Source organism: Vibrio sp. CB1-14, assembly GCF_040412085.2.
Classification (GTDB): domain Bacteria; phylum Pseudomonadota; class Gammaproteobacteria; order Enterobacterales; family Vibrionaceae; genus Vibrio; species Vibrio chaetopteri.
Genome location: NZ_CP115920.1, coordinates 2,850,679 through 2,877,407, shown reverse-complemented (window position 1 = coordinate 2,877,407; position 26,729 = coordinate 2,850,679). Strand labels below are relative to the sequence as shown.

General features: G+C 45.2%; 23 protein-coding genes. 12 read left to right on the top strand and 11 right to left on the bottom strand.

Features of this window, described 5'->3' with window-relative positions; translation table 11 throughout:
• Window positions 1-6: 6 nt before the first annotated feature.
• The 5 genes from rlmH to leuS all read right to left on the bottom strand — a co-directional run bounded on the left by rlmH (window position 7) and on the right by leuS (window position 5,182).
• On the bottom strand, window positions 7-477 hold the full coding sequence (rlmH, locus tag PG915_RS13070) for a 23S rRNA (pseudouridine(1915)-N(3))-methyltransferase RlmH (RefSeq protein WP_353496905.1): 471 nt from the start codon (window positions 475-477) through the stop codon (window positions 7-9).
• Between the two features lie 4 nt (window positions 478-481).
• Window positions 482-799, bottom strand: coding sequence for a ribosome silencing factor (gene rsfS, locus PG915_RS13065; RefSeq protein ID WP_112459641.1), 318 nt, complete (start codon window positions 797-799; stop codon window positions 482-484).
• Window positions 800-870: 71 nt separating this feature from the next.
• The gene (gene holA / locus PG915_RS13060; protein WP_353496904.1) at window positions 871-1,890 is read right to left on the bottom strand and encodes a DNA polymerase III subunit delta; all 1,020 of its coding nucleotides are present in this window, start codon (window positions 1,888-1,890) and stop codon (window positions 871-873) included.
• 13 nt (window positions 1,891-1,903) lie between these two features.
• Complete coding sequence (gene lptE, locus PG915_RS13055; protein WP_353496903.1) at window positions 1,904-2,476, bottom strand: LPS assembly lipoprotein LptE; 573 nt, start codon at window positions 2,474-2,476, stop codon at window positions 1,904-1,906.
• A 132-nt stretch (window positions 2,477-2,608) separates the two neighbouring features.
• The gene (gene leuS / locus PG915_RS13050) at window positions 2,609-5,182 is read right to left on the bottom strand and encodes a leucine--tRNA ligase (protein ID WP_353496902.1); all 2,574 of its coding nucleotides are present in this window, start codon (window positions 5,180-5,182) and stop codon (window positions 2,609-2,611) included.
• Between the two features lie 114 nt (window positions 5,183-5,296).
• On the opposite strand from leuS, the gene PG915_RS13045 reads away from it, so the two are divergent.
• Window positions 5,297-5,767 (top strand): zinc ribbon-containing protein, encoded by a 471-nt coding sequence (locus PG915_RS13045; protein WP_353496901.1) that lies wholly within the window; start codon window positions 5,297-5,299, stop codon window positions 5,765-5,767.
• Window positions 5,768-5,814: 47 nt separating this feature from the next.
• Here PG915_RS13045 and cysZ read toward each other — a convergent pair whose 3' ends face one another.
• Window positions 5,815-6,549 (bottom strand): sulfate transporter CysZ, encoded by a 735-nt coding sequence (cysZ, locus tag PG915_RS13040; RefSeq protein ID WP_353496900.1) that lies wholly within the window; start codon window positions 6,547-6,549, stop codon window positions 5,815-5,817.
• A gap of 184 nt (window positions 6,550-6,733) precedes the next feature.
• On the opposite strand from cysZ, the gene zipA reads away from it, so the two are divergent.
• From zipA to PG915_RS13025, 3 genes are all read left to right on the top strand, one after another.
• Window positions 6,734-7,714 carry a cell division protein ZipA gene (gene zipA / locus PG915_RS13035; RefSeq protein ID WP_353496899.1) on the top strand — a complete coding sequence of 327 codons (981 nt, stop codon included), beginning with the start codon at window positions 6,734-6,736 and terminating at the stop codon, window positions 7,712-7,714.
• A 66-nt stretch (window positions 7,715-7,780) separates the two neighbouring features.
• On the top strand, window positions 7,781-9,784 hold the full coding sequence (gene ligA / locus PG915_RS13030) for an NAD-dependent DNA ligase LigA (protein WP_353496898.1): 2,004 nt from the start codon (window positions 7,781-7,783) through the stop codon (window positions 9,782-9,784).
• Window positions 9,785-10,265: 481 nt separating this feature from the next.
• The gene (locus PG915_RS13025; protein ID WP_353496897.1) at window positions 10,266-11,411 is read left to right on the top strand and encodes a porin; all 1,146 of its coding nucleotides are present in this window, start codon (window positions 10,266-10,268) and stop codon (window positions 11,409-11,411) included.
• Window positions 11,412-11,534: 123 nt separating this feature from the next.
• Here PG915_RS13025 and PG915_RS13020 read toward each other — a convergent pair whose 3' ends face one another.
• Window positions 11,535-12,158, bottom strand: a complete 624-nt coding sequence (locus PG915_RS13020) for a DUF2057 family protein (RefSeq protein WP_353496896.1) — start codon at window positions 12,156-12,158, stop codon at window positions 11,535-11,537.
• Window positions 12,159-12,326: 168 nt separating this feature from the next.
• On the opposite strand from PG915_RS13020, the gene cueR reads away from it, so the two are divergent.
• Window positions 12,327-12,725 carry a Cu(I)-responsive transcriptional regulator gene (gene cueR / locus PG915_RS13015; protein ID WP_353496895.1) on the top strand — a complete coding sequence of 133 codons (399 nt, stop codon included), beginning with the start codon at window positions 12,327-12,329 and terminating at the stop codon, window positions 12,723-12,725.
• Between the two features lie 39 nt (window positions 12,726-12,764).
• Here cueR and PG915_RS13010 read toward each other — a convergent pair whose 3' ends face one another.
• Together PG915_RS13010 and PG915_RS13005 are read right to left on the bottom strand one after the other, a co-directional pair.
• Entirely contained in the window at window positions 12,765-12,938 is a 174-nt protein-coding gene (locus PG915_RS13010) for a hypothetical protein (RefSeq protein WP_162631220.1), read from the bottom strand.
• 416 nt (window positions 12,939-13,354) lie between these two features.
• Entirely contained in the window at window positions 13,355-14,269 is a 915-nt protein-coding gene (locus PG915_RS13005; RefSeq protein WP_353496894.1) for a TraB/GumN family protein, read from the bottom strand.
• 277 nt (window positions 14,270-14,546) lie between these two features.
• Here PG915_RS13005 and PG915_RS13000 point away from each other — a divergent pair, with 277 nt between their 5' ends.
• From PG915_RS13000 to PG915_RS12975, 6 genes are all read left to right on the top strand, one after another.
• On the top strand, window positions 14,547-17,204 hold the full coding sequence (locus tag PG915_RS13000) for a beta-N-acetylhexosaminidase (protein ID WP_353498726.1): 2,658 nt from the start codon (window positions 14,547-14,549) through the stop codon (window positions 17,202-17,204).
• An 80-nt stretch (window positions 17,205-17,284) separates the two neighbouring features.
• Window positions 17,285-18,436 carry a porin gene (locus tag PG915_RS12995; protein ID WP_353496893.1) on the top strand — a complete coding sequence of 384 codons (1,152 nt, stop codon included), beginning with the start codon at window positions 17,285-17,287 and terminating at the stop codon, window positions 18,434-18,436.
• A gap of 49 nt (window positions 18,437-18,485) precedes the next feature.
• Window positions 18,486-18,950, top strand: a complete 465-nt coding sequence (locus PG915_RS12990) for a DUF2057 family protein (protein ID WP_353496892.1) — start codon at window positions 18,486-18,488, stop codon at window positions 18,948-18,950.
• A gap of 461 nt (window positions 18,951-19,411) precedes the next feature.
• On the top strand, window positions 19,412-20,083 hold the full coding sequence (locus tag PG915_RS12985; protein ID WP_338165150.1) for an oligogalacturonate-specific porin KdgM family protein: 672 nt from the start codon (window positions 19,412-19,414) through the stop codon (window positions 20,081-20,083).
• 215 nt (window positions 20,084-20,298) lie between these two features.
• The gene (locus tag PG915_RS12980; protein ID WP_353496891.1) at window positions 20,299-20,652 is read left to right on the top strand and encodes a DUF2799 domain-containing protein; all 354 of its coding nucleotides are present in this window, start codon (window positions 20,299-20,301) and stop codon (window positions 20,650-20,652) included.
• A gap of 310 nt (window positions 20,653-20,962) precedes the next feature.
• Entirely contained in the window at window positions 20,963-21,706 is a 744-nt protein-coding gene (locus PG915_RS12975; RefSeq protein ID WP_353496890.1) for a porin, read from the top strand.
• 60 nt (window positions 21,707-21,766) lie between these two features.
• Here PG915_RS12975 and PG915_RS12970 read toward each other — a convergent pair whose 3' ends face one another.
• Window positions 21,767-22,216 (bottom strand): DUF411 domain-containing protein, encoded by a 450-nt coding sequence (locus tag PG915_RS12970; RefSeq protein ID WP_353496889.1) that lies wholly within the window; start codon window positions 22,214-22,216, stop codon window positions 21,767-21,769.
• 72 nt (window positions 22,217-22,288) lie between these two features.
• On the bottom strand, window positions 22,289-25,045 hold the full coding sequence (locus tag PG915_RS12965) for a heavy metal translocating P-type ATPase (protein WP_353496888.1): 2,757 nt from the start codon (window positions 25,043-25,045) through the stop codon (window positions 22,289-22,291).
• Window positions 25,046-25,191: 146 nt separating this feature from the next.
• Between PG915_RS12965 and gltX the strand changes: the two genes are divergently transcribed.
• Complete coding sequence (gltX, locus tag PG915_RS12960) at window positions 25,192-26,619, top strand: glutamate--tRNA ligase (RefSeq protein ID WP_353496887.1); 1,428 nt, start codon at window positions 25,192-25,194, stop codon at window positions 26,617-26,619.
• Window positions 26,620-26,729 lie beyond the last annotated feature (110 nt).

Here is a 26,729-nt window from a genome sequence, read left to right as displayed (position 1 = left end):
GCTCAATTACTCTCTGTGATACGGATGATTAGCGGTAATTGACCACGCTCGGTACAAGCTCTCCGCCATGACAATGCGCACCAGCGGGTGAGGAAGGGTTAACGCAGACAAAGACCAGCTCTGGTCTGCGGCTGCTTTACAAGCTGGAGCCAATCCTTCAGGACCACCAATCAGAATGGAAACATCACGGCCGTCGAGCTTCCAGCTTTCCAGCTGCTCGGCGAGCTGTGGCGTATCCCATTTTTTACCGGGAATATCCAAGGTGACAATACGATTGCCCTTTGGCACGGCAGCAAGCATCGCTTCACCTTCTTTTTGAAGGATGCGCGCGATGTCGGCATTTTTGCCTCGCTTACCTGCGGTTATTTCGATGAGCTCAAGTGGCAGGTCGTGTGGGAAGCGGCGGCGATATTCTTGAAAGCCTTCTTCTACCCACTTAGGCATTTTAGTGCCAACGGCGATCAGTTGAAGTTTCAAACTGTTAGCTCCAAAGCTTTTCTAGTTGGTATAGCTCACGGTGCTCTTCTTGCATTACGTGTAGCATGGTTGAACCCATATCCAGTACAACCCATTCACCCTCGGTGCTGCCATCGATACCTAGTGGTTCTAGGCCTACCTTTTTCACTTCTGCAGCAACATGATCCGCAATTGAAATGACGTGTCTTCTAGAAGTGCCGGTACAGACGATCATGAAGTCTGTAACGCTAGACTTGCCTTCAACATCTAGGGTGACAATGTCTTGTGCTTTCATATCGTCCGCTTTATCAGCTAGAAAAAGTTTCAATTCTTCGCGTTGCAAAAGAGATTCCTCAGTATGTATATAGTTAGGGGAGTATCGCTACTCAATCGATCGGTAATTATATCACGATTTTATGGTTGCAAAGACAGACCGCTGTCAGCACTGCTCAGGTTAAGCGAGAGTTGCTGCAAGTATGGCCAAGGACTTTGCTCGTATTGGGTTTTCACCTGCACCTCAATGGCGCTGAGCAATTGGATATTTTTGCGCAGTTTTTCTGGTGATAACCGGTTTAATGCGGCGCTATAGATCGGCTTTTTATTTTGCCATACTCGAAACTGATCAAGCACCTGACCAAGTGACGATTGAGCTAACATGGCTTGCATCTTACCAAGCTGTACCAGTTCTTTTTGAATCGTACGGAGTAAAATTGTTGCTTCTACACCTTCAGCCTCAAGTTGGGTTAGCACGCGATGGGCACGCTTTGGTTTGCCTTCCAAAACAGCATCAACCCAATGAAATACAGTGAAGTGATTGTGTCTGCTGAGCGACTCTTGAACCCGCAGCAAAGTCAATTGGCCATCAGGGTAGAGCAGGCCGAGTTTTTCAAGGCTTTGTGACAAAGCAAATAGGTTGCCTTCATGCCATTGGCACAGTAGTTGAACGGCTTCCCCGTCAGGCATTAATTGATTTGCTCGACAGCGTCTCATGACCCACTGTGGTAACTGTTTAATATCTGGCGTGTTACAGCTAACTAGGCAGCCGCCCAGCGCCTTAAACCATTTCGCAGACTCTTGCGCTCGGGTGAGCTTGGTGCCAGTGATGATAAGCACAATATCTTCATGCAGAGTAGGTGCTATGTCCGCGAGCTGTTTGGCAATACTGGCATTAACACCAGTCTCCGGCATGCTGAGTTCAATGATCTGCTTTGACGAGAATAGACTCAGTGCTTGAGTACAATCATACACTTCATTCCAGTCAAGTGAGTTATCGACGCTAAAGCGGTGATGCTCTTCAAAGCCAAGCTGCTTAGCGTGGCGAATAACCGCATCTCTACTCTCTTGAACGAATAGTGGCTCATTACCAAACAATAAGAAGCAGTGGTGCCATTGCTTCGTAAGGTGCTCAGAAAGGCGGTCAGCAAAAATTCTCACAATCGGTTACCTGTTAAGACGGTGAGTTGTCTTGCGTATTGCTATTCGATTCTTCAAGGTGTTGCTTTTCCTCAAACTCTTGAATTTCAGTTTTAAGTCTTGCCATTTGACGCATCATTTGCTGCGCAGAAAACTCGCGCATTTCATCTTCGATAAGCTTACGCTCAGCCGACTTAGCGAGCGCTGAAAGTGGGTTGTCTAGGTAGCTGCGAGTCATAGTCGCAGTAAAATCTTTTGCGCCCAGATCAGGAACGGTGACTCGATAGTTGACTTCGTACACTACTTCTTTCTCGGCAGCACGTGTGTTTTGGTACAGAGATAGAGTACGGTCGGTAATGGTTTCACCAATGATATGAATATTCGGAACATCTTTGTTTGGCGTCACTAGCTCAATTTGGCTGAGGCGCAGTTGCTCTTTTACCAAGCGAGTGATTTTGCTGTACTTATCATAACTCGTGACAGAGATAGCGGTAATGTCTTCGGGTACAGAGTACTCGCCACGTAGCTGAAATCCACATGCTGTCAGTAGAGAAGAGAGAAGAAGAATAAAACTGGCTTGTGTTAGTTTTTGTTTGAATCGAAACATAGCTACCGAAGGCTCTCGTTGAAAAGGCTTATGTAAATTTCCGAAGTAGAAACTTAAATAAGGCTTTGCTTAAAATGGACGAAAGAGCCGCAGTTGTTCGCTGCGACTCTTAGTATCATAAAGTGATGATGATTAGTTCGCTACAATATTCAGCAGCTTACCAGGTACATAGATCACTTTACGAACAGTTTTACCGTCTGTGAATTTGGTGACGTTCTCGTCGTTCAGACCAAGCTCTTCAACTTGCTCTTTAGACGCATCAGCAGGCACAGTCAGCTTAGCGCGCAGTTTGCCGTTTACTTGAACAACGATCAGCTTCTCGTCTTCGACTAGTGCTTTCTCGTCGTGTGTTGGCCATACTGCGTTGTCGACGTCCGACTCACCTAAAGCGACCCACATTTCGAATGAAATATGTGGAGTGATAGGGTAAAGCATTGCCACTATCGCTTTTAGTGCTTCATCTAGAATCGCACGGTCTTGCGCTGACTCTTGAGGCGCTTTCGCTAGCTTGTTCATGAGTTCCATGATAGCTGCAATAGCTGTATTGAACGTTTGACGACGATCGATATCGTCCGTTACCTTCGCGATAGTCTTGTGAACGTCGCGACGAAGTGCTTTTTGGTCACCAGAAAGAGCGGCAGTATCTACTGCTTCTGCTGCGCCTTTCGATGAATGCTCATTCACCAGTTTCCAAACACGTTTTAGGAAGCGGTTAGCGCCTTCAACGCCCGACTCTTGCCACTCAAGTGTCATATCAGCAGGAGATGCAAACATCATGAATAGACGTACTGTGTCTGCACCGTACTTGTCTACCATCTCTTGAGGGTCGATACCGTTGTTCTTTGACTTAGACATCTTGATCATGCCCGAGTGCTCAACGTCACGGCCTTGGTCGTCTTTCGCTGAAGTGATGCGACCTTTACCGTCACGCTCAACAGCAACGTCAGTCGGTGCAACCCACTCTTTGCCGCCTTTGTCGTTTTCGTAGTAGAACGCGTCAGCGAGGACCATACCTTGACATAGTAGCTGCTTAAACGGCTCATCAGACGTTACGTAACCTGCGTCACGAAGCAGTTTGTGGAAGAAGCGCGAGTACAGAAGGTGCATACAAGCATGCTCGATACCACCGATGTACTGGTCTACTGGCAGCCAGTAGTTTGCTTTTTCTGGGTCTAGGATGTCATCTGCTTGTGGTGAACAGTAACGTGCGTAGTACCAAGAAGATTCCATGAACGTGTCGAACGTGTCTGTTTCACGAAGTGCTGGTTCGCCGTTAAATGTGGTCTTCGCCCACTCTTTGTCGGCTTTGATTGGGCTGGTAACGCCATCCATCACCACATCTTCTGGAAGAATAACCGGTAGTTGGTCTGCTGGTACTGGATGAACTTCACCATCTTCAGTGGTCACCATTGGGATTGGAGCACCCCAGTAACGCTGACGAGATACACCCCAGTCGCGTAGACGGAAGTTTACCGTCTTGTGGCCTTTGCCCTCTGCTTCCAGTTTTGCTGCGATGGCATCGAATGCCGCTTGGAACTCAAGACCATCGAACTCACCAGAGTTAAATAGAACGCCTTTCTCGGTATAAGCTTCTTCAGAGATGTTTAGCTCGCTGCCATCGGTAGGCTGAATCACAGGAAGAATGTCTAGACCGTATTTAGTCGCAAACTCAAAGTCGCGTTGATCGTGACCAGGAACCGCCATCACCGCGCCTGTGCCGTAGTCCATCAGTACGAAGTTAGCCACGTAAACTGGCACTTCACGACCGTTCAATGGGTGAATAGCAGTAAGGCCAGTCGCCATACCTTTCTTCTCCATTGTCGCAAGCTCAGCTTCCGCAACCTTATTGTTTTTGCACTCTTCGATGAACGCTGCAAGCTCAGGGTTGTTCTCAGCCGCGATCGCCGCTAGAGGATGACCTGCCGCAATACCTACGTACGTTACACCCATTAGAGTGTCTGGACGAGTTGTGTAGACTTCTAGATCTTGTTGACCGTTAACGGCAAACTTAAGCTCAACACCTTCAGAGCGACCAATCCAGTTGCGCTGCATGGTCTTAACCATTTCAGGCCAACCTTCAAGGTTGTCTAGGTCATCAAGAAGCTCTTGTGCGTACTCAGTGATCTTAATGAACCACTGTGGAATTTCTTTTTGCTCAACTGGAGTATCACAGCGCCAGCAGCAGCCATCTTCAACCTGCTCGTTTGCAAGAACGGTTTGGTCGTTTGGACACCAGTTAACCGAAGAAGTCTTCTTATACACTAGGCCTTTTTCGTATAGCTTAGTAAAGAACTCTTGCTCCCAACGGTAGTACTCAGGCGTACAAGTTGCGAACTCGCGGTTCCAGTCGTAGCCAAAACCCAGCAGTTTAAGCTGGTTTTTCATGTATTCGATGTTTTCGTAAGTCCAAGGCGCAGGAGCCGTGTTGTTCTTAACGGCTGCGTTTTCTGCAGGCAGACCAAATGCATCCCAACCGATTGGTTGCATTACATTTTTACCTTGCAGGCGCTGGAAACGAGATACCACATCACCGATGGTGTAGTTACGTACGTGACCCATGTGCAGTCGTCCGCTTGGGTAAGGGAACATTGACAGGCAGTAGAATTTTTCTTTATTTGGGTCTTCACTTACAACAAAGGTTTCATTGTTGTCCCAATGCTGTTGAACTTTACGTTCAATGTCTTGTGGGTTGTATTGTTCTTGCATCGATGATGTCCGGTTATCTTGGAATTTGTGAGTTCTGTTACTACAGAGACTAATAGATCGTCATAGAATACCTAAAGGAAGCTCGGTCAACAATAGCCAATAACAGGGGGATGTATGCCTAAGCGTAAAACCAGTTATGAAGAAATGATCGAAGATGTGGTTGAGAACCTCAAACATAGTCCAGAAGAGTTACAGCACGTGTTTGAAAAGTCGGGACAAGTGGTGGAAGCTGCGAACGACATGACCAAGGACGAGATGGCGCTGATCTCCGCGTATGTTAAATCGGATCTCAAAGAGTTTGCTGATAATTACGAAGAGAGTAAAAGCGGTCCCTTCTATCTAATGATTGCTAACTCAATTTGGCAAGGGCTATTGGACATTACTGACCGAACGAGAGTGGAATGGGTCGAGTTGTTCCAAGATTTAGAGCATCAGGGTGTTTACACGTCAGGTGAAATGATAGGGCTTGGAGTATTGGTGTGTGAGCAGTGTGGTCATAAAACCGAGTACAACCATCCAACCGTGATCGGCGATTGTGCTAAATGTGGTAATAAGTCCTTTAGTCGTAAGCCATTAAAACCTTGAGTGATACCAAGCCCCAATCAAGGGGCTTATGTTTAGTTATTTGTTTGCTAGCTATGTTGTTTAAACTCTTGCACCCACATTGCCGTCGCGCCACATACTGAGACAGGGACGATAAACAGATTTAAAATTGGAATAGCAGTAAACAAAGACACCAGCATGCCAAAGCCGTAAGCCTTACCTTGTTTTTGTTTCATCGACAGGCGCATGTCGTTGAAAGGGACTTTGTGGTTATCAAACGGGTAGTCACAATATTGAATCGCCAACATCCAAGCGGTAAAGATAAACCATGCGAAAGGGCCGATTGTCTGGCCGATAGCTGGAATCAAGAGTAATAAGAACAGCCCAATAGCTTTAGGCAAGGTGTAGAGGAGTTTGCGCCATTCGCGCGCCATAATTCTCGGCACATCTTTGACAACGCTCATGAGTCCTTCATCATTAATTTTATTACCAGTGAGCATTTCTTCTACTTTCTCTGCCAGCAAGCCGTTAAATGGGGCGGCTATAAAGTTAGCTAGAGTGCTAAAAAAGTAGGAAAAGGTCGCTAGGATAGTAAGCGCTAACAAAGGCCACAAGATATAGCTTAGCCAAGATAAAAACTCAGGTAGGTAGCCAAGCCAACCTTCAATCCAAGCGTTCAAGTGGGAGAATAAATAATACATCGCGGACCCCACCAAAAGGATATTGGCTAAAAGGGGCATCAGCACATAGCGTCTGATCCCGGGCATAAAAGCGATTTGAAAACCTTGCATGAAGTAGCCAAACCCAGTGTTTGCTTTGTTCAAAATTGGTGTCCTTTATCTGGTTTTTGCGTTGCTTATGATTTCGACTATAACAAAAAAGGGTTTACGAAATCACAAACTTCTTATACTTAGGTGTTCTAATCATCTATAGAGTTTTGGTAAAGTAGACAAAGTTGAAGTGTGTAAGCGCTTCTTTAAGGACTATTTTTAACATTGAGAGCAAACAATGCAGGAATTGCGATTCGTACTCATTATTGTCGGTGCCTTAGCTATCGCGGCGCTGTTGTTTCACGGCTTGTGGTCGAGTAAAAAAGAAGGTCAAAAGAAATTCGGTGACAGACCGCTAGGAAAGTTGGACGACAATGATAACGCCGACGATGAATACGTCGCTCCTGAAGATGACTTTGAAATCATCAGAAAAACGCGCACCGAGCCTGATTTTGGATTGGATGCGCAAAAGCCTGCTTACGATCCGCTAGAGGCTAGTTCTTCTGATAGTGACGTTTCAGAGCCTTTGTATAAAGCCGAATCTCTGGTTGAAGAGTCTTCACAGCAGCCAAAACAAGCTGAAGAAATTGAGCCAGATTTTGTCTCTTCTCAAGAAAAAGATGAACAAGAGCCATTGCCCTCATTTACCGCAAGTAAAGAAAATGACGACATTGATGTGAGTGAACCTCGCATCGATCTAGATTCATTGGATGAAGACTTAGAGCAAGAGCCTCAAGCCGTGGTTAACTTGGCGGATAGCGCGAAAGAGGTTAAGGAAGAGCCAAAAGAGCCTGAAATGCAGGTGTTGGTTCTTAATGTCCATTGCTCTGGCGAAGAGCCATTTAACGGTATTCAGCTATTTGATAGCATGCGTCAAAACGGCCTGATCTATGGCGAGATGGATATTTTCCACCGTCATACTGACCCCTCAGGTACTGGTAAGGTACTATTTAGCGTCGCTAATATGATGCAGCCAGGCACGCTTAAACATGATGACCCTGCAACTTTTACAACGAAAGGCATCTCATTTTTCATGACGCTGCCTTGTTTTGGCGAAGCTGATCAAAACTTTAAGCTTATGCTGCGTACCGCACAACAGATCTCTGACGATCTTGGCGGCAATGTACTTGATGATCTGCGCAATCTAATGACGCCACAAAGACTGGATGCTTATCGCCAGCAAATCAAAGATTTTAACCGAGCGAAAGCCAGCGCTTAAATCAATAAATTCGAAGCAAAAAAGGCTCCTAAGGAGCCTTTTTTATCAATACTATCAAGGTATAACATGTCGCAACAACGATTAAACGAACTCAAGCAACAGCTCCACTATCATGGTGTGAAGTATTATGTTGAAGACAGCCCTGAGATCCCGGACGTCGAGTACGACCGCCTGATGCAAGAACTGATCGCGATTGAAGCGGAGCACCCTGAATGGGTGATGGTGGACTCTCCAAGTCAGCGAGTGGGTGGTTTACCGTTAGATAGCTTTAGCCAAGTTCAGCATGAAATCCCTATGCTCTCTCTCGATAATGCGTTTTCTGATGAAGATCTCGATGGCTTTAATAAGCGAATTTGCGAGCGCCTCAATCGAACCAGCATCGGTGATTACTGTTGCGAAGTGAAACTCGATGGTTTAGCGGTGAGCCTTCTTTATGAAAATGGCATCCTTGTTCAAGCGGCGACACGTGGTGATGGTACGACGGGTGAAAACATTACTGAGAATGTTCGCACTATTAGTGCTATTCCACTTAAGCTGCAAGGCGATGATATCCCTGCTCGTATCGAAGTGCGTGGTGAAGTCTTCATGCCAAAGGCAGGCTTTGACAAGCTCAACGAAATCGCTGCGAAAAAGGGCGAGAAAGTATTCGTTAATCCACGAAATGCGGCAGCGGGCAGTCTGCGCCAGTTAGATTCGCGCATTACTGCTAAAAGACCGCTTAGCTTTTATGCCTATAGTCTAGGTGTGGTTGAAGGCACTGAGCTACCGACAAGCCACTATGATCGCTTCCTGAAACTAAAATCACTGGGTTTCCCTATGGGGCCAGAGACCAAACGAGTGAGCAGTATTGAGGAAGTGAAGCAATACCATAAAGCCATTCAAGAGAAGCGCGATGAGCTAGCGTATGAGATTGATGGTGTGGTTATCAAAGTTGACGAGATTGCGCTTCAGGAGCAGCTTGGCTTCGTCGCTCGTGCTCCGCGCTGGGCGATTGCGTACAAATTCCCAGCACAAGAAGAGATCACTGTGCTGAACTCGGTCGACTTCCAAGTGGGTCGCACAGGCGCGATTACGCCAGTGGCGAAGCTTGAGCCTGTATTTGTTGGTGGTGTAACGGTAAGTAATGCCACGCTTCACAACGCAGATGAGATTGAACGTCTTGGCGTTAAGATCGGCGACAGTGTGGTTATTCGCCGTGCGGGTGACGTTATCCCTCAAATCGTTTCTTACGTGCCAGAGCGTCGTCCTGACGACGCCAAAGAGATTACGTTCCCAGCACACTGCCCAGTTTGTTCCTCGCTCGTTGAGCGCATCGAAGGTGAAGCTGTAGCAAGATGTACCGGCGGCCTAGTTTGCCAAGCTCAGCGTAAAGAAGCGCTAAAGCACTTTGTATCGCGCAAAGCGCTCGATGTAGATGGTTTAGGTGAAAAAGTAATTGAGCAGCTGGTGGATAAAGAGATGGTAGAAACGCCTGCCGATCTGTTCCGATTGTCTGCTGGTCAACTGACAATCTTGGAACGTATGGGGCCTAAATCGGCACAAAATGTGGTGAGTGCCCTCAACGTATCTAAAGAAACGACGCTAGCTCGTTTTCTTTACTCACTGGGTATTCGCGAAGTCGGGGAAGCCACCGCTGCTAACTTAGCTGCACACTTTAAAACGCTAGAAGCCATAAGCAAAGCTACTCACGACCAGCTTATTGAAGTTCAAGACGTGGGTGAAATTGTCGCTAAGCACATTCAGTTCTTCTTTAAAGCAGAATTGAATCAATCAGTGATCACCGCATTAATTGAAGCGGGTGTAAATTGGCCAGCTATTGAAGAACTCGCAGAAGACGCTCCTCAGCCACTTGCAGGGAAGGTAGTGGTATTGACCGGTTCACTATCAGTACTAAACCGCAATGATGCTAAAGCAGCGCTACAAGCACTCGGAGCGAAGGTGACGGGCAGCGTATCTAAGAAAACAGATATTTTGTTTGCTGGTGAGAATGCGGGTTCTAAGCTAGCGAAAGCGCAAGAGTTAGGTATTGAAATAAAAACAGAAGCGGATTTGATTACGTTAATTAATTAAAGCTGCTTTATTGGAAACTAGCCCTGCTTTTAGCGGGGCTTTTTTTTGCGAGTAATATCAAATTATTCTGCCTTAGTGCAATGGTTATTGAAAATCAAATATCACAATCTCTATATTTTTAATAACTCAAATAAAATAAATACCATGCGAGTCACTTCACGGAAATGTATTGATAAACCACCAAAATAGCGTTGTTTTATCAGTGTAAAGCATTTCATTAAAGTGCGTCTAAAAAATAAGATCTCCATCAATAACTCACCCCAAAATTTGTAGTGCCTCCTATTTTTTTTACCCAAAATAAGTCTTGAATTGATATTTTTTCTCGCGAAGTTAGTCTAGTGAATATGGATACACACAGTGTAGACAGCAAAATTAATCAGAAGTTCTGATTAAAATAAAAAGGAAATGATTCACTCTTCGGCGGCCAACTTAAGTGTGAATTATGGAAAGCAGCTATACCCATTTTTAGGAGTTTAATTCCATGGAAAAAATGTTTAAACGCACCATTCTAGGTGCAGCAGTGGCGTCATTAACAATGGCAGGGGCAGTTCAAGCGAAACCAGCAACAGATACAGTTGATCTTTATGGTCAGATTGCACTTTCTGTTTGGCAATTTGGCGAAGACAAAATTGGCGGCGGTGATGCTCCAATTAAGTTAGAAAATGAATCTCGTTTTGGTTTACGCGGTTCTCATGAATTGGCTCGCGGTCCTAAGTTTATTTGGCAACTTGAAGGCGGTAACGTTGGCGACGACGGCGCTGGTAGCGGTCTAGGTGTTCGTGATACCTACGGTGGTTTTGAGTTTGAAGATGCAGGTCGTATCCGTATTGGTCGTATGCTGACGCCTCTATACGAAATCATTGACTGGCCATACTCAGGTCAGCGTGCTGGTGCTATCTTTGATTGGGGCGGCGATGTATTAGGTGGTGCACGCTACGATCGTCAATCAAATATGGTGCGTTATGACTCTGCTAACCTAGGCGGTTTTACGTTTAACCTAGCTGCGGGTCGTGGTGACGAAGCAAGCGCTGACTCTAACTTCTATGGCTTGGGCGCGCATTATACGGTTGGCGTTCTAACACTGCATGGTGGCTATGAATATGGTAAAGACAGAAAGTTTGACACGCTGAATACCGCATATTCTAATTTCCTTAAGCAAAATCCTGGTGCTCCTTTAGTGGGCGATAAGGATGATGTAACTGGACGCTCAGATACTAATGCTGCTTTAGTTGGCTTCGAGTTAAACTTTGACACCTTTGCGTTTAATGGCGCATTTAAAATGGAAGAAGCTAAGTATAAAGAGTTGACTTGGACGGATACTTCTACAGACCCAGACACAGAGGTAGACTTGCTTCAGTTTGGTGACAAGATTTCACAGAACAGTTATTCTTTGGGAGCTGTTTATAGTGGCGTAGAGAACTGGCAGTTCAAAGTTAATTATGCAGCTAACTTGGATCCTGAAGTTAACGGTGAATCATTGTCTGGTTTAGCTGACTATATTGTATCAGCGCAGGCACTATACTTCTTGGATGATTCAGCAATTACCTATGTTCGTCCTTACATGATCTCTAAAGATGAATCGTCTGCTGAGTTTGGATGGGGTCTGGGCTTAGAATACTACTTCTAATCTCAATACATTATACTGCCTAATTCGCCGGCTCTTGGAGCCGGCTTTTTTGTTTTCTAGTTGAGATGCCCAAAAAAACTCGCTAGTTCAATAGCGAGTTTCTATATCGGGAAATGCTAACCATTAGTCATCGAGATTACTAATAGCCCAAGTTAGGAATTTCTTTCTATCTTCCAATGATGCGGACTTAAATGTTGCTTTCAGATCATCATAGTGAACGGTCGTTTTTTCGTTTACTACTAACGTAGGATTACGGTAATTTTTTAAGCTTGCAGGTTGGTCAGTTTGGTTGTAGTTTTCAACCTCTTTTACCATATCTGCTGCAAGGCTAAAGGTGAGACCTAGTTGACCCTTATTAACATTAACGACTTCACCGGAGCTTACGTTGATATCAAATGTGGGTTTGTCATTAAACATGCTGCCTTCATAGAGAGTTTTTATGTTGGGCACATCAAATGCCAAAACAGCATCTTTACCTTCAAATGTTGCCACCAAAGGTTGAGATTTATACTTTGTTTTTTCTGAGCCCGTCTCCATGACGATTTTGGAGATACGGAATACGATCTGATTGACGCCATCTTCAAGTTGAATGTCGTTTTTAGAATCAAAGCCAAAGCTCGAGTAGCCAGAATCCTTTTCGTTTACGGTTAATACTTGAATGCCATTTGGTACTTTAACGGTAACGGCTGAGAATGCGATTGATGGTGCGAGCATGAGACTCGCTAGCATAGGGTATTTTAGCTTCATTGCCACTCCTTTAGACTTTGCCTGTATGGCAATCTTTGTGTAGGGTAACCATGATTTTAGTTTTTTTGTTTCGCGAATAATAGCAGTGCTATGTAAACTGGAGAAGGAAGAACATATTTTTGCGAGACAGTTATCACTCTGTTGTCCAATGTGAAACGAAGGTAAGTAATGAACATTAGTGAAGTGGCCAAGCGTACCGGGCTAACGGCAAAGTCGATCCGCTTATATGAAGACAAGCAGCTTATCTCATTGCCCGAACGAGAAGGTAATGGGTATAGAGTCTATGGTGAGCATCATATTGAAGAACTAAGGGTTATTGCTAGAGCTAAAGGTGTAGGTTTTACTTTGGATGAGTGCCGTGAGTTGGTACTTATTTCGATGAACGAACAGCGCATGAGTGCCGAAGTAAAAAAAAAGGCGACTGAGAAATTAGATGAGGTTAGGAAAAAAATTCTAGAACTGCACACCATAGAGAGTCAGTTAATTGATTGGATATCTCTATGTCCGGGTGACGAAAACTCAACTTGCCCGATTGTTGACGATTTAAAAAAGGGCTGCACGCGCTAGTTGCATACAGCCATAGATTGTTGTACAGAGACCGATGACCTAAAACAGTTTCTCCCCACCGGCTCGCTGACAAACCACAAGTGGTACAAAAGTACGAGAGCCGTCCGGTAATTGGCAGTCTACAAATGGACCGGCTGCTGAACTTTGGTATGCTGCGCTTGGCAATGAGAATGCGAGTACGCCTCCTAACAACAGTGCTTTGATGTATTTCATAACCTTCCCTCTCAATCGATACAGATAATGTGATATATCTCGCAAATTTGGCGAGTCGTTCTAAGTATGAGTATCAGAGAATAAAGATCAAAAAATATTGAAAAAATAAAAAAATTTTTATTTCCAAATAAGTATGACTTAATTGTTTGCGAGAATAAATAATATGCTGAAATTAAAAAGAATTGTTTTAGAGTAGCATTACTGACTAAATGAATGAAATCGAATAAACAACCTATCTAGCATTACTTTGTTTCTAACAATATCTAACTCAGGATGAGGTTAATAATTTGATTTATAGCGTTTTTTTACTAACGTGCACAGACTTGTTGTGACAAAAGCAGTCAATTCCGAAAAAGTCACTCGTCTTTGCAGTTTTTCATCGTTTTGTTGTCTTATAGTGTCTCAGGTTTAAGACGCTATACATGCGTTTTCATACTGCAGTGAGCCGATTTTGAATGACTTATCTGTTCAATAATAAATCCTTGCTGCTTAAGTAACGCCACCACACTCTCTTGCCCAACTAAATGCAATGCCCCAACCGCGATAAAATATGTCCCCTTTTGATACTCCGATGACGTTACTAAGCTTCGAACCCAACTTTTGTTTCTGTCGATTAGAAACCGCTGGTAAAAGTCGTCGTTATCACTGTCGATATGCAGCATCGCCTCAAGGTTAGCGACATCGCCATGACTCCATGACTTGATCAAACATAGGATGTTGTTTTCGGTATACGGCCATTCTTCGATTGTTTGAAGCAGCATTTGCTTTCCGCCTTGCGGCTGATTCGCAAGTAAGTCTATTTGAAATTGTAGCGACTCGAGCCCTTTGACAGGGAGGGCATGAGTTTGTGCCCAGTTGCTGAGCTGGTGTTCTACGCCAAACTCAGCATGAAAGTCGAGTGCTGTAAAAACATGTTGCTGTAATGCCAAAGCGGCTTGCCATGAGGGCAGGGACTTTAGCATATCAATATTAAGCTGGGTCTCTGAGGCAATTTCATTGAGCTGCGCTAGTTCGTTATTTGTTAATACATCCCTCACTGAATGTTCAACAAGGCTGGGAAAGTTGATATTGCCCCCGAGTTCAGCTTCTAAGATGAGCGCGTCACTTTGCTTGATTGCCATTTCTACAGGCTGGTTTATCGCTTGCTGAGACCTAGAACCAACATGAACGGTGCCGAATAAATACAGTGTTTGTGACCCCTTTTGTGCTTTGTATAGCAGAGGCTCTGCGGAGGCAACAAAAGAAAGTAATGAAATCAGTAACGTAGAAAACGTCAAAATGGACTTTTGGGGTTTAAATGCTGACCAGGTGAATTGCGAGACGACTAACATTTTTAAGCTCAATGAAAATAAGGGATAACCAAAGGATATCAATTGGTTTGAATATGGGGAAGAAGTTCTAAAATTCACTGTAACAAAAGCGTCATATTGTTGGGCGGGTATTCTGAAAAATCACGACACAATGGTTTTAAGCTGCTGTAATTATTGATTTTACTTTTTGTTTGTTTTTCTGATAACGATGGAGATCACAGTTATTTGGAGGGCTAATTGAAGCTGCTGAAGGGGAAGATAACTTGTGCCGCATAATTTACTTCCATCCGGAGAACTCATGTTCCGTAACTGCATGATTAGCTTAGCCATCTTGGCATCAGGAATGTCCCATGCGACGCAAACGCCACAACAACTGGTGGATCGTATTTCAGAAGATCTGTTGATTCATTATCAGGTTGAGGCCAACACCTCAGACGTGAATAACTTGCCTTGCCAAACATTGGGAGCTGATTGGGCGCTATGCAATAAAAGTGTGATGACGCTTAGCAATCAAGGTCAAGCTATCAACAACAAAGACTGGTCTTTGTACATACACAGTGTGCGTATTATTTTGTCTTTGGATAGCGAACAGTTCACGATAGCACGCCTTACAGGTGACTTATATGAGCTTAAACCAACAGTTGCGTTTAAAGGTCTTGAGCAAGGTGAAAGTCTAGATATTCCGGTGATCGGCGAATATTGGCAGTTGTTTGCATCGGACTTCATGCCGCGAGCATTTGTGAATCATGAACAGGCAGAGCCTAGAGTGCTCAAGCAAATGGACACTGAGGATCTAAGTCAGTTTGTTAAACCCATTGCACCGAGCCTATTAAAACGTGTGTCGACGGATAACAATACCCTGATGACGCCAAAAACGCGATTCGAGCAAAACCAAGACTTAGACCAACTCGATATCGCAAGTCATATAGTACCAACGCCTAATCAAGTTCGCTTAAGCAAAGGAAATTTGGACATAAGCCAAGGGCTAGATTTTACGTCATTGCCACTCTCTAACGAAGCGTTAGAAGCCATTGAGCATCGAGCGGTGACGTTGGGACTGGCTGGGCAAGGTGAGCAAAAGGTTTATGGCGATATTGATCCCAATGCACTAGATAGCAAGCTTCGGGTCAATGGCGGTTACCAACTTTCGGTTACCGATCGCGGCATAGCCATTACCGCTTTTGATGAGACTGGTTTGTATTATGCGGTTCAGTCCATTTTTTCTCTGGTGGATATCCAAAAACCGACGGTGTTGCCTTTGGTTGATGTCGCCGATGCTCCACGGTATCAGTATCGCGGCGTGATGGTGGATGTGGCGCGAAACTTTCATTCCAAGTCCGCAATTTTCCAAACCCTAGATCAAATGGCGGCGTATAAGCTCAACAAACTTCATTTGCACCTTACAGATGATGAAGGTTGGCGTCTAGAAATCCCAGGTTTGCCTGAACTTACAGACATTGGTGCTAAGCGATGTTTCGATAAATCGGAAACTCGCTGCTTGTTGCCTCAGCTTGGCTCTGGGCCTACTAGCGATAACTTTGGATCGGGTTTCTTCAGCCGACAAGATTACATCGATATCTTGCAATATGCCGCAGCGCGTCAAATTGAAGTCATTCCAGAAATCGACATGCCAGCGCACGCCAGAGCGGCTGTAGTGTCTATGGAAGCGCGCCATCGTAAGTACGCTAAGCTCGGTGAGATGGAAAAGGCCAATGAGTTTCGATTGCTCGATCCTCAAGATACATCCAATGTCACGACGGTTCAGTTCTACGACCGTAAAAGCTTTCTAAATCCATGCCTTGATTCGTCTCACCGCTTCGTGAAAAAAGTAATGACTGAAATTTTAGCTATGCATGAGGCAGCAGGAGTGCCATTGACGACTTGGCATTTTGGCGGAGATGAAGCGAAAAACATCAAAAAGCTAGGTGGTTATCAAGATGTAAGCTCGAAAGCTAAAGTGCTTGGCAAGGGTGAGATTGAGCTCAGCGCAGAACATCATCCATTTGAGAAGTCGCCAAAATGTCAGGCGCTTATTGCTAATAACACGGTTGACTCAGTGCAGGCACTACCGAGTTATTTTGCCAAGCAGGTTGCCAAGTCGGCGGCAGAATTGAATGTCGGCGCATTTCAAGCTTGGCAAGATGGCCTTAAAACAGCGAACAGCGCTGCTGAATTCGCCACGAAACAAACTCGTGTCAATTTCTGGGATACGCTCTATTGGGGCGGCTCAACATCAGCGTATCAATGGGCGAACAAAGGTTATCAGGTGATCATCTCGAGTCCAGATTATCTTTATATGGACTTTCCATATGAGTTTGATCCAAAAGAGCGCGGTTACTACTGGGCGACACGGTACAACCATTCAAGAAAAATGTTTGCCTTTGCACCTGACAACCTGCCGCAAAACGCCGAAACCTCTGTTGATCGTGATGGAAACGGATTTAGTGCCAAAGGATCAGTAGAGGCGGCACCATTTTATGGCATGTCAGCGCAGTTATGGTCAGAGACTGTTCGCACTGACGCACAATATGAATATATGGTGTTCCCGCGTGTCATCGCAGCGGCTGAGCGTGCTTGGCACAAAGCAGAGTGGGAGCTGGATTATCAGGCTACAAGAGCGTACAGCCAAGAATCTAACTATGTAGACGAAGCGGCACTAACCAAAGATTTCAATCGATTCGCCAATGCTCTAGGGCAGCGTGAACTGAATAAGCTCGCTAAAGCCAATGTTCACTACAGGTTGCCAGTGCCAGGCGCTGTGATTGAGCAAGGTAAGCTCTATATGAATAGCGCCTTCCCCGGCGTGGCACTTCAGTATTCGCGAGACCGCGGCGCAAGTTGGCAAAGCTATGAGGTAAACCGTGTTCCAAGTGTTTCCGGCGAAATTTGGATACGCAGTGTTGATTATCAAGCTAAAAGAGCCAGCCGCGTGACCACCTTAACCTCTGAAAACTAGATCCCTTTCCTCCAACGCTTCCCTTTCTTGCGCACAACAAAGGATGTTTGAGAAAGGGAGGCCACAATTAAGAAAAAGCAATGAAACAAAAAACAGTACTAATGCTGACGTGTTTGTCGGCAGGGGCTTTTGCGTCCGATAACATTGTCGATATTGAAGCAATCAAAGCAGGCATGAAATACGAGGTATACGGAAAAATTGCTCTGCAAGCTCACGTTCGTGATTATGAAAACTCACCGAACTTAGAAGGTTTTCAAACCAATAATGAAAGCCGAATAGGTTTTCGAGGCAGCAAACAGTTTGCCAAATTTAAGCCTCTGTTTATATGGCAGATAGAATCGGGCTATGTTGACCCTTCCTATAAGAACCATGAAGCAAGCGGTGGCTTGGGGGAGCGTGATACCTTTGTCGGTTTCGAAGATTGGGACTCGTTTGGGCAAATTCGCTTAGGTCGAGTGCTGACGCCTATGTATGAAATTGTTGATTGGCCTGGTGCCAACCCTGGTATGGGTGACGTTTGGGATTGGGGGGGACTAATTGGTGGTGCTAAGTTCCAAGATCGCTCATCCAATACAGTCCGTTGGGATTCACCGGAGTGGGGTGGCCTATCTGTTGACCTCGGTTACGGTCGAACTAAGGCAGCGGCGGTTGGTAATGATCAAGGCTGGTGGCAGGGCGGTGCAGCGCACTATAAAGTTGGGCCGTTTTTGGTGTCGGGGGCGTATGAGCTTAACCGCAATACCAAGGAAACCTTGAGCTATGAAAAGCCGGGAACGACAGAAAAGAAGGTTTCGGATAGCCGAATTTGGGATAACAACACCTACTTAGCAAGTCTACAAGGGTGGTTTGACAACGGTATTTCATTCTTCACTCAGTACCGCTGGCAAGACGCTTCAGTGACCTCGGGTATCGACACGGGACGAAAAGAGAAACAAAACGCTTTATCAAGTGCCATCATGTACGACATTGCTGATTGGCAGTTCAAACTGGGTTATGCGAAAAATGAGGAACTGCACGTGAATGGCAAAAAGCTTGCGGGTACTGATGATGACGTGATCTCATTCCAAGCTATGTATTATGTTGACCCAACAGCGGTTCTTTATTTTCGTGCCAGAGATGTGCGTATGGGAGACAACAAGGTGCCAGTACGAGGTGGGCAAGATGTTGCTTACCGACGCTGGAAGTCGGACTCTTTTAATGAAGTTTCTGTAGGCGTAGAGTACGTTTTCTAATCGTTGGTTAATTTCAGGGAGGCAATGCCTCCCTATCTAGAGGTAAAGCATGAAAAAGATAGTAATGGCTCTGATGGCATTGTTAGTCACCTGTGGTGCAAAAGCGAACGAGGACAGTGTTCTATCGCTGAGTAGAGGTATCGTGGTACATGTGGTTAATGGTAAAGCGGTCGATAAAGAGTGGTTAGTCAGCCAGCAATTGCTGAACTTACCTAAAGGAGAGAATCAGATTCTAGTGACACTTGAGCAGCCAGTTCCCTATAACACCATGAAGGAAAAACATCGCTCAAACCCTATAGTGTTGGAGTTTACCCTGCCAAAAGGCGAGAGCCAGTTATCTTATCGTCTATTTCGTGACAAAGCGGATGCACGAGCGTTTGAACAAAGCTTAGACTTTTCACTGTTAGATACAGCTGGTAGCCCAATGGATTTTGACGCGACGGTGCTACATGCCTCAGGTTTTGTCGGGTTTGAAGACTTTCTTGAGTTGATTAACCAGCATAATCAAAAATAGACACGAACATAGTCGGCTTTGTTACCCCTTAGTCGACTAAGTCGGGCATTTGATACTTATATTTTGTGGTGAATTAAGTGGTGTTGCTAGTTAAAAAACAGCGTTGTTTTTTCTAAAATTAATCACCTAGATCACAGTTTTAGTGTCTGTTGTGAGTGGGATGTCTACGGTTTTCTGCCATTTTCAGTATTTGTTGTAGATTTCTAGGGCTTTTTTTGTGATGACGATCTTGTTACATCGCTTTACAAAAATAGATATTGGTTTTTATATTCATTTAAATCTCTGTTTTTATTGTATTTATATTTTATTTGATTTGTGTTTGGTGATAAAGATCACTAAAGGGCGCTTATTATTTGTTGGCGCGAAATAAATGTCGTTATATTGTGCTCAAGCCAAATCGGCAATGTAACAAGACGACAACATAAGTCGCCCACACACAATCAATTAAAGGTGTTTTAACCATGAAAAAAGTTCTCGCTCTTACCGCTCTAGCAGTAGCTTCAACAAGCGCATTCGCTGGTTCTTCTTACGTAACTGGTAACGTTCAATTTCACTCTACTTACCTACAAGGCGCAAAACAGACGTCTACACTAGAAGCGGGTCACACTTTTGATTCTAACACCACACTATTAGTGGAGTTTGATGGTATTCCTCTAGGCAAAATTGACCCAAGCGCTGCAAACAACCCTCTTCCGTTCACGACTCTTGGTGCAGAGCAAGTGTTCAACATCAATGACAACTTCTGGGTAGCAGCAGGTTACCATCACCTAATTCAAGCGGGTGAGACGTTCCAGTACCGTCCACTTATTAAAATCGGTTACAACTTCGACAACGGTATCTCTCTAAGCAACCGTACTCGTCACCACATCCAAGCGGATGACGTACGTGGCGGTGTAAAAACTAACGACGAAACTCGTCTAGACAACAAAATCGCTTACGCTTTCCAAGATCAGCCTCTAGCGGTTAGTTACAACAACATTTATGTGATCAAGCAAGGTGATGCTGACAACTCTATGGATCACGAGCTTCGTGCAACTTGGACGCGTAGCGGTGTTCAACCATACATCGAGTACCGTAACCAAGCGAACAACGAAAACAATGCATTGGTATTCGGTGCTTCTTACGGCTTCTAAGAAGTTATTTGCCCCTGAAAAAAGGCTCCGTCGGGAGCCTTTTTTGTATGTAATGAATGTAAAATCTGGTGTTAAATTCAAGTGATGTCTCGCAATAACCACCGCTTTGGTCTCTTGGGTAGTGAAGACTTTTTTTGAATACGTGATAATGAACACATTCGGTGCGTTTTCGTACAAACGCTCAAATCACTCAACTCTGACGTTTGGAGGTGTTCATGAGAAACTGGACGACACTGGGAGCCATGTTACTCACCATGGTATTAGCGGGATGCGCGGCGACAAACTTACCAACGGATGGTTCTACTGAGTCATGGAGTCAATTCGGATATGAAGAAGGCCAAAAAGGATTTATTAAAAAAGATCAGGAGTGGCTAGAGCTCACACAGGAATCGCTTTTTGCTGCTTATTTAGATGGCTATGAGAAAGGTCGAGAAGAGTATTGTAGTCAGGATGCCTATAAGTTAGGGATTATGGGTAAGCCGTATGCTGGAGTGTGTGATGAACTAGATTGGCGATTTCGCATGAGATACAACGATGGTCGGTCAAACCAAAGCCTTGGCCGATTGTGAGTTCATAAATATCGTGAGATAAGCCGGTTCAGCCCGGCTTATTTTTTTTGGTAGTTTTTTTCAAAGTTTTAAAGCACACAAGAGTTGTATAGTAGGGTAGCGGGCAAGTCAGTATTGTGTATGAACAGTCGTCAGCGATGACGTGCATCTGACTTGCACTTTTGATTTTTGTTTTTAAGTGTTTGAAAAATAAGTTCTTACATGTATTTTTGTTCTTTTTCAATTAGCTTGGCGATGACAATGTCAGAACTTGCGTTTCATTCATATCCCCTCATTATTGCCGCAAATTTTTAAGCACAAGGAAGCTTTTTTGCGACACTTATTGATTGCGCTTTTCACTCTCTCGAGTTTTGGAACCAGCGCCGCCTCTTCGTACATCGAGGGCAATCTCCAATTCAACAGCACCTATCTCTATGAATCAAAGACCACCGCTAAAATGGAAGCAGGTCACACGTTTGATACGGATACGACAGTACGCTTTAAGATTGAAGATATTCCAATTGGTCAAACGCCACACAGTCACCATCATCACCATGATAATGTCTATTACGGTCACTCAGCACGGGCACCTCTGACGACTTTGGGGATCGAGCAGAAGTTTCAAATGTCGAAAAACTTTTGGCTAGGAGCCGGGTACGAGCATTTGATGCAGCTTGGCGAGACAATGCAGTATCGACCTTTATTTAAGATTGGCTATGACTTTGATGAGGGGGTTTCGCTTAGTCACCGTACACGTGTGGAAGCGTATGCGCAGCATGACCGTTTCGGTTATAAGCCGGACATCGATTATCGCTTTGACAACAAGATCGCATACCAACTGAAATCGCATCCTATTAAATTACACTATAACAATGTGATTCATATGGGCGGAGCTTACTACCCTTATTACAATTATCGCGACAATGCGATGGATCATGAGTTTAGGCTCACGCTAACCAAGTATGCGTTTCAGCCGTATTTTGAATACAAAAGTCAGGGACACTTTAGAACGCCTTATTACCCGCGTGGTACTGCAAACTCGGCGTTTGTTGTTGGTGGTAGCTACCATTTCTAACCAACTGTTTGATGCATTGGCTCCATGTAAAAACGCCCACGGTAACGTGGGCGCTTTTGATTACATGTTATGCGAGCGGTAAGAAAAAACCTGCCCCTTTTCATTGTAAGCATAGACATGGTATGGGTCTTTCTGATCGCCATACTCCATACCTGGCGAGCCTACTGGCATGCCAGGTACTGCAAGTCCTTTGGCGCCTTTAGGTGGGTTGTCTAAAAATGCTTTGATATCGTCTGCTGGGATGTGACCTTCAAATACATAATCACCGATCACCGCGGTGTGACACGAGGCGAGCTCTGGTGTGACCCCTAATTTTTGCTTAATCGGGTTCATGTTTTTATGGTCTTCTACCGTGACGTTAAAGCCAGCATCTTTCATATGAGTAACCCAATCCTTACAGCAGCCGCAGTAAGGAGATTTGTAGGTCAGTACGTTGGTTGCAAACGCCGAGCCAGTGAATACGGCCAGTGATAATGTAGCCAGTTTTATCATTCGTTTAGTGGTCGACATAATCCTTCCTTTTAAGTAATTATCTTTAGAAACAATGAGCTGCAAAGCTATCAATATCGCATATGGCAGCGGTTAGCCTTTGTGCTGAAACTTTCTCAATCTATTGGCATTAGTTACGACAGTAATCGACGAAAGTGCCATTGCTGCGCCCGCAAAAACCGGGCTAAGCAAAAATCCGAACAGAGGATACAGTACACCTGCGGCAATAGGGATCCCTAGGGTGTTGTAAATAAAGGCGCCAAATAGGTTTTGCTTAATGTTACGTACCGTCGCGCGCGATAGCGAGATGGCATAACTGACACTGGCTGGATTGCTGTTGAGTAGCGTCATAGGAGCGCTTTCTATGGCGACATCACTGCCAGTGCCCATTGCAATGCCCACATCGGCCAGCGCAAGTGCTGGTGCATCGTTAATACCATCGCCTACCATTGCAACATGTTGATGGCGGCCCTTTAGTGAGGCAATGTGCGCGGCTTTCTCGTCCGGCAGTACCTCAGAAATGACTTCATCTATGCCTAGTTGTTCTCCAATGACACTAGCAACATGCTGGTTGTCGCCAGTTAGCATAATAGTGTGAATACCTTGTGTTTTTAGAGAGTTGACGGCATTCGCGGCATCGGTTTTTATCCCGTCTGCAATTGCAATTAATGCGACGGCTTGACCCTCGATAGCAACGACGATTGGTGTATGTGCTTGATTGGCGGCCTGAGCAAGAGGGATTTCAAGTGCCTGTAGGTCGATACCCAGTGTTTTAATGTGATTGATTGAAGCAATAACGATTCGCTTTCCATCTACAATGCCTTGCACGCCTTTGCCTTTTAGGTTCTCAAACTGCTCTGGCTCAAGGGGATTAGCGCCACTCCAATAGTCGGTAACCGCTTTAGCGAGCGGATGCTCCGAGCGTTTTTCAAGTGGCACAACCCACTTAGCCAGTTCTGTTTCACTGATACCGATAGGATGGACGGTTTGCACTCTCGGCTGCCCGAGCGTTAAGGTGCCGGTTTTATCAAATACCACGGCGTTGACTTTGCTGAGTTTTTGCAGCGCATCCGCATCTTTAATCAGTATGCCTGCTTGGGCTGCTTTACCGATACCCACAGTGATGGATAGCGGCGTCGCTAACCCAAGAGCGCATGGGCAGGCGATTATGAGTACTGTGGTGGTCACAACAAGCATATAGCTTGCCTTAGGCTCTGGCCCAATGAAAAACCAGACCAAGGCAGCAAGCAGTGCAATAGCTACGACAACGGGAACGAATACCGCGGAAATAGAGTCCGCAAGCTTGGCGATAGCAGGTTTGCTGCTTTGAGCATCTCTTACCATGTGGATGATTCTCGAAAGCATGGTATTTGCGCCAATCCCAGTCGCTTTGATCACCAAGCTGCCATCGGTATTTACGGTTCCAGCGGAAACGCTATCCTTAACGCCTTTTAAAACCGCAATTGGCTCACCCGTTAACATCGACTCATCCAGATAGCTATGACCCTCAATGACTTCGCCATCAACGGGCACTTTTTCTCCCGGTTTAATGCGCAGCAACATCCCTAGTTGAATGTCACCCACCGCAAGGCTAATGTCTTGACCGTCGATAATGGCCGTCGCGACTTGAGGCTGCAAATTCATCAGTGCCTGTAAGGATTGGTTGGTTTTCGCTTTTGCTTTCGCTTCAATAAAGTGACCGAGGGAGATCAAACCGATAATCATCGCGCTCGCTTCAAAATAGACATGGCGTGATGCTTCTGGAAACCAAGATGGCATGAGTACAACCAACATGGAATAAAGCCAGGCTGCACCCGTGCCAAGGGCGACTAATGTATCCATGGTTGCGCGTTTGTGCTTAAGGGCTTGGTATGCGTTGGCATAAAAGGCACGACCAGCGGTGGCAAGAAGCCACAGACACAGCAAGCCAACAACGCCCCAAGCAAGCTGATCCGTAGAGTTTTGTATCGTCATGCTGCCACCAAGTAACCCCCACAGCATGAGAGGTGCGCCCATGGCCAATGCCCAATACGTATTGCGTTTTTGCAGTGCTTGATGCTGTTGAAGCGATTGCTGCTGTTTTTTTTGTGTTGAAGCTAAGTCTTCAACTATCTCACCTTGATAACCCGCTTCTTTGATCGCCTGAAGCAGTGGTTGTTCAATATCTGAGTTAGTTAAGCTAGTAAGTACTAACGCGCTTTGTTCTGCAAGGTTGACTCGTGCTTTGTCAACGCCAACTACCGATTGCAGCGCTTTTTCGACGGACGAGACGCAGCTGGCACATGTCATCCCTTGAATAAGTAGTTGAATGCTGGAATCTGATTGAGATGAAGCCGGTGAGCTGGTGGCTGAAGCCTTCACGGAATCGCTAGGCTTGTTTTCTGTTGTATTGTTTAGCTCACTGCTAGCGATCTCGGCTTGCGGGGCATCGCTCAATACTGCTTGGAAGCCCACTTGCTCAATGTTGTCTTGGATGAGATTAACGCCAAGATTTGATTCAATGGTAAGTGATTGCTTACTTAACGCGATAATATTGCTTGAGTCGAGTGTTTCAAGCTGAGCCTGAAGCTTTGCGACGCATTTGCCACAGTTAAGACCTGATAACTCAAAATACCATACAGGTTTTGCCTCAAAGCCTAGGTTGGCGATAGGCTGGATAATGTCATCGATGTTGGCATCAGTCGAGACAGTTAACGCGTGTTTATCAAGCTGTTTGATTTCAATGTTAGCCGATGCCTGCTCCAGTGCATTGCGCACTTTTTTTACGCAACCCATACAGGATAAGCCTGATAAATTGAGTGTGTAAGTAACCATAACCAACCTCGATACTTGTCTATTAATGCTAAACATAAACCTTCCCTCAAGGGTAAGGTCAAGTGGTTTCATCTCATTTAGGTATAGAGATTGTAGAATTAGTGTAAGGTGATAAAATAGCGCCCAAAATTTGCAACGCACGATGACAAGCATTGTGCGACGTTGACAACAAGGTACTTTCGATGACGGTTAAAACACGTTTTGCTCCAAGCCCAACTGGCTATCTTCACGTCGGTGGTGCGCGTACTGCACTTTACTCTTGGCTATTTGCTAAAAACCAAGGCGGTGAATTCGTTCTACGTATTGAAGATACGGATCTTGAGCGTAACTCTCAGGAAGCGGTAGATGCGATCCTTGAAGGTATGCAGTGGATGGGACTTGAGTGGGACGAGGGCCCGTACTACCAGTCGAAGCGTTTTGATCGTTACAACGAAATGGTCGACAAGCTACTTGCTGAAGACAAAGCTTACAAGTGCTATGCACCAAAGGAGCTTCTCGAAGAGATCCGTGCCGAGCAAGAAGCAAGCAAAGAGATCCCTCGTTACGATGCAAACCACCCAAAAATCGTTGCAGCGAATGCGGCGGCTAAAGATGGTGACCCATGTGTGATTCGTTTCCGCAACCCGAAAGAGGGCAGCGTAGTATTTGATGATCAAATCCGTGGTCGTATCGAGATTGCGAACAGCCAAATGGATGACCTTATCATCCGCCGTACCGATGGTGCGCCTACTTACAACTTCGTAGTGGTCGTAGATGACTGGGATATGGGGATCACGCACGTGGTTCGTGGTGAAGATCACATCAACAACACGCCACGTCAAATCAACATCTACGAGGCACTCGGTGCACCAGTTCCGACATTTGCTCACTGTGCAATGATCCTAGGTGATGATGGTGCTAAGTTGTCAAAGCGTCACGGCGCCGTGTCTGTTATGCAATATCGTGACGAAGGCTACTTACCAAATGCACTAAACAACTACTTGGTGCGCCTAGGCTGGTCTCACGGTGACCAAGAGATCTTCTCTCAAGAAGAGATGATTAACTTGTTCTCACTGAATGCGATTTCTAAGTCAGCATCAGCGTTCAACACAGATAAGCTGAACTGGCTGAACAACCACTACATCAAGACATCTGAGCCTGAATACGTTGCTAAGCACCTGCAATGGCACCTAGATGAGCAGAAACTAAACACAGAGAATGGTCCAGCTATCACAGAAGTGATCAAGCTAGTAGGTGAGCGTTGCAATACGCTTGTTGAGCTTGCAGAGCAGATCCGTTACTTCTACGAAGATTTCTCTGAGTTTGAAGCGGGTGCTGCGAAGAAGCACTTGCGTGGTGTTGCTAAACAGCCACTAGAAGTTGCGCTTGCTAAAACAGAAGCGCTAGAAGAGTGGACAACAGCAAACATTAAAGATCAAGTGATTGCTGCGGTTTGTGAAGAGCTAGAAATCGGCATGGGTAAAATCGGTATGCCACTTCGCGTTGCAGTGACTGGTGGTGGTCAATCACCTTCAGTTGATGCTGTTATGGAGCTTGTTGGCAAAGAGCGCGTGATTGCTCGTATTAAGATGGCGCTAGAGTTTATCGCTGAGCGTGAAGCAAACGCATAATTGCCATGCAATGAATTTGAAAAGCCGCAACTTAGGTTGCGGCTTTTTTTGTGTCTTCTGAACGAGACAAACTAGCAATAAAAAAGCGACCCTAGAGTCGCTTTCTTTGC

Coding starts and splice junctions, on each gene's coding strand:
- lptE (WP_353496903.1), bottom strand. CDS start 2,476: ATGTTTCGATTCAAACAAAAACTAACACAAGCCAGTTTTATTCTTCTT.
- leuS (WP_353496902.1), bottom strand. CDS start 5,182: ATGCAAGAACAATACAACCCACAAGACATTGAACGTAAAGTTCAACAG.
- PG915_RS13045 (WP_353496901.1), top strand. CDS start 5,297: ATGCCTAAGCGTAAAACCAGTTATGAAGAAATGATCGAAGATGTGGTT.
- zipA (WP_353496899.1), top strand. CDS start 6,734: ATGCAGGAATTGCGATTCGTACTCATTATTGTCGGTGCCTTAGCTATC.
- ligA (WP_353496898.1), top strand. CDS start 7,781: ATGTCGCAACAACGATTAAACGAACTCAAGCAACAGCTCCACTATCAT.
- PG915_RS13025 (WP_353496897.1), top strand. CDS start 10,266: ATGGAAAAAATGTTTAAACGCACCATTCTAGGTGCAGCAGTGGCGTCA.
- PG915_RS13020 (WP_353496896.1), bottom strand. CDS start 12,158: ATGAAGCTAAAATACCCTATGCTAGCGAGTCTCATGCTCGCACCATCA.
- cueR (WP_353496895.1), top strand. CDS start 12,327: ATGAACATTAGTGAAGTGGCCAAGCGTACCGGGCTAACGGCAAAGTCG.
- PG915_RS13010 (WP_162631220.1), bottom strand. CDS start 12,938: ATGAAATACATCAAAGCACTGTTGTTAGGAGGCGTACTCGCATTCTCA.
- PG915_RS13005 (WP_353496894.1), bottom strand. CDS start 14,269: ATGTTAGTCGTCTCGCAATTCACCTGGTCAGCATTTAAACCCCAAAAG.
- PG915_RS13000 (WP_353498726.1), top strand. CDS start 14,547: ATGTTCCGTAACTGCATGATTAGCTTAGCCATCTTGGCATCAGGAATG.
- PG915_RS12995 (WP_353496893.1), top strand. CDS start 17,285: ATGAAACAAAAAACAGTACTAATGCTGACGTGTTTGTCGGCAGGGGCT.
- PG915_RS12990 (WP_353496892.1), top strand. CDS start 18,486: ATGAAAAAGATAGTAATGGCTCTGATGGCATTGTTAGTCACCTGTGGT.
- PG915_RS12985 (WP_338165150.1), top strand. CDS start 19,412: ATGAAAAAAGTTCTCGCTCTTACCGCTCTAGCAGTAGCTTCAACAAGC.
- PG915_RS12980 (WP_353496891.1), top strand. CDS start 20,299: ATGAGAAACTGGACGACACTGGGAGCCATGTTACTCACCATGGTATTA.
- PG915_RS12970 (WP_353496889.1), bottom strand. CDS start 22,216: ATGTCGACCACTAAACGAATGATAAAACTGGCTACATTATCACTGGCC.
- PG915_RS12965 (WP_353496888.1), bottom strand. CDS start 25,045: ATGTTTAGCATTAATAGACAAGTATCGAGGTTGGTTATGGTTACTTAC.
- gltX (WP_353496887.1), top strand. CDS start 25,192: ATGACGGTTAAAACACGTTTTGCTCCAAGCCCAACTGGCTATCTTCAC.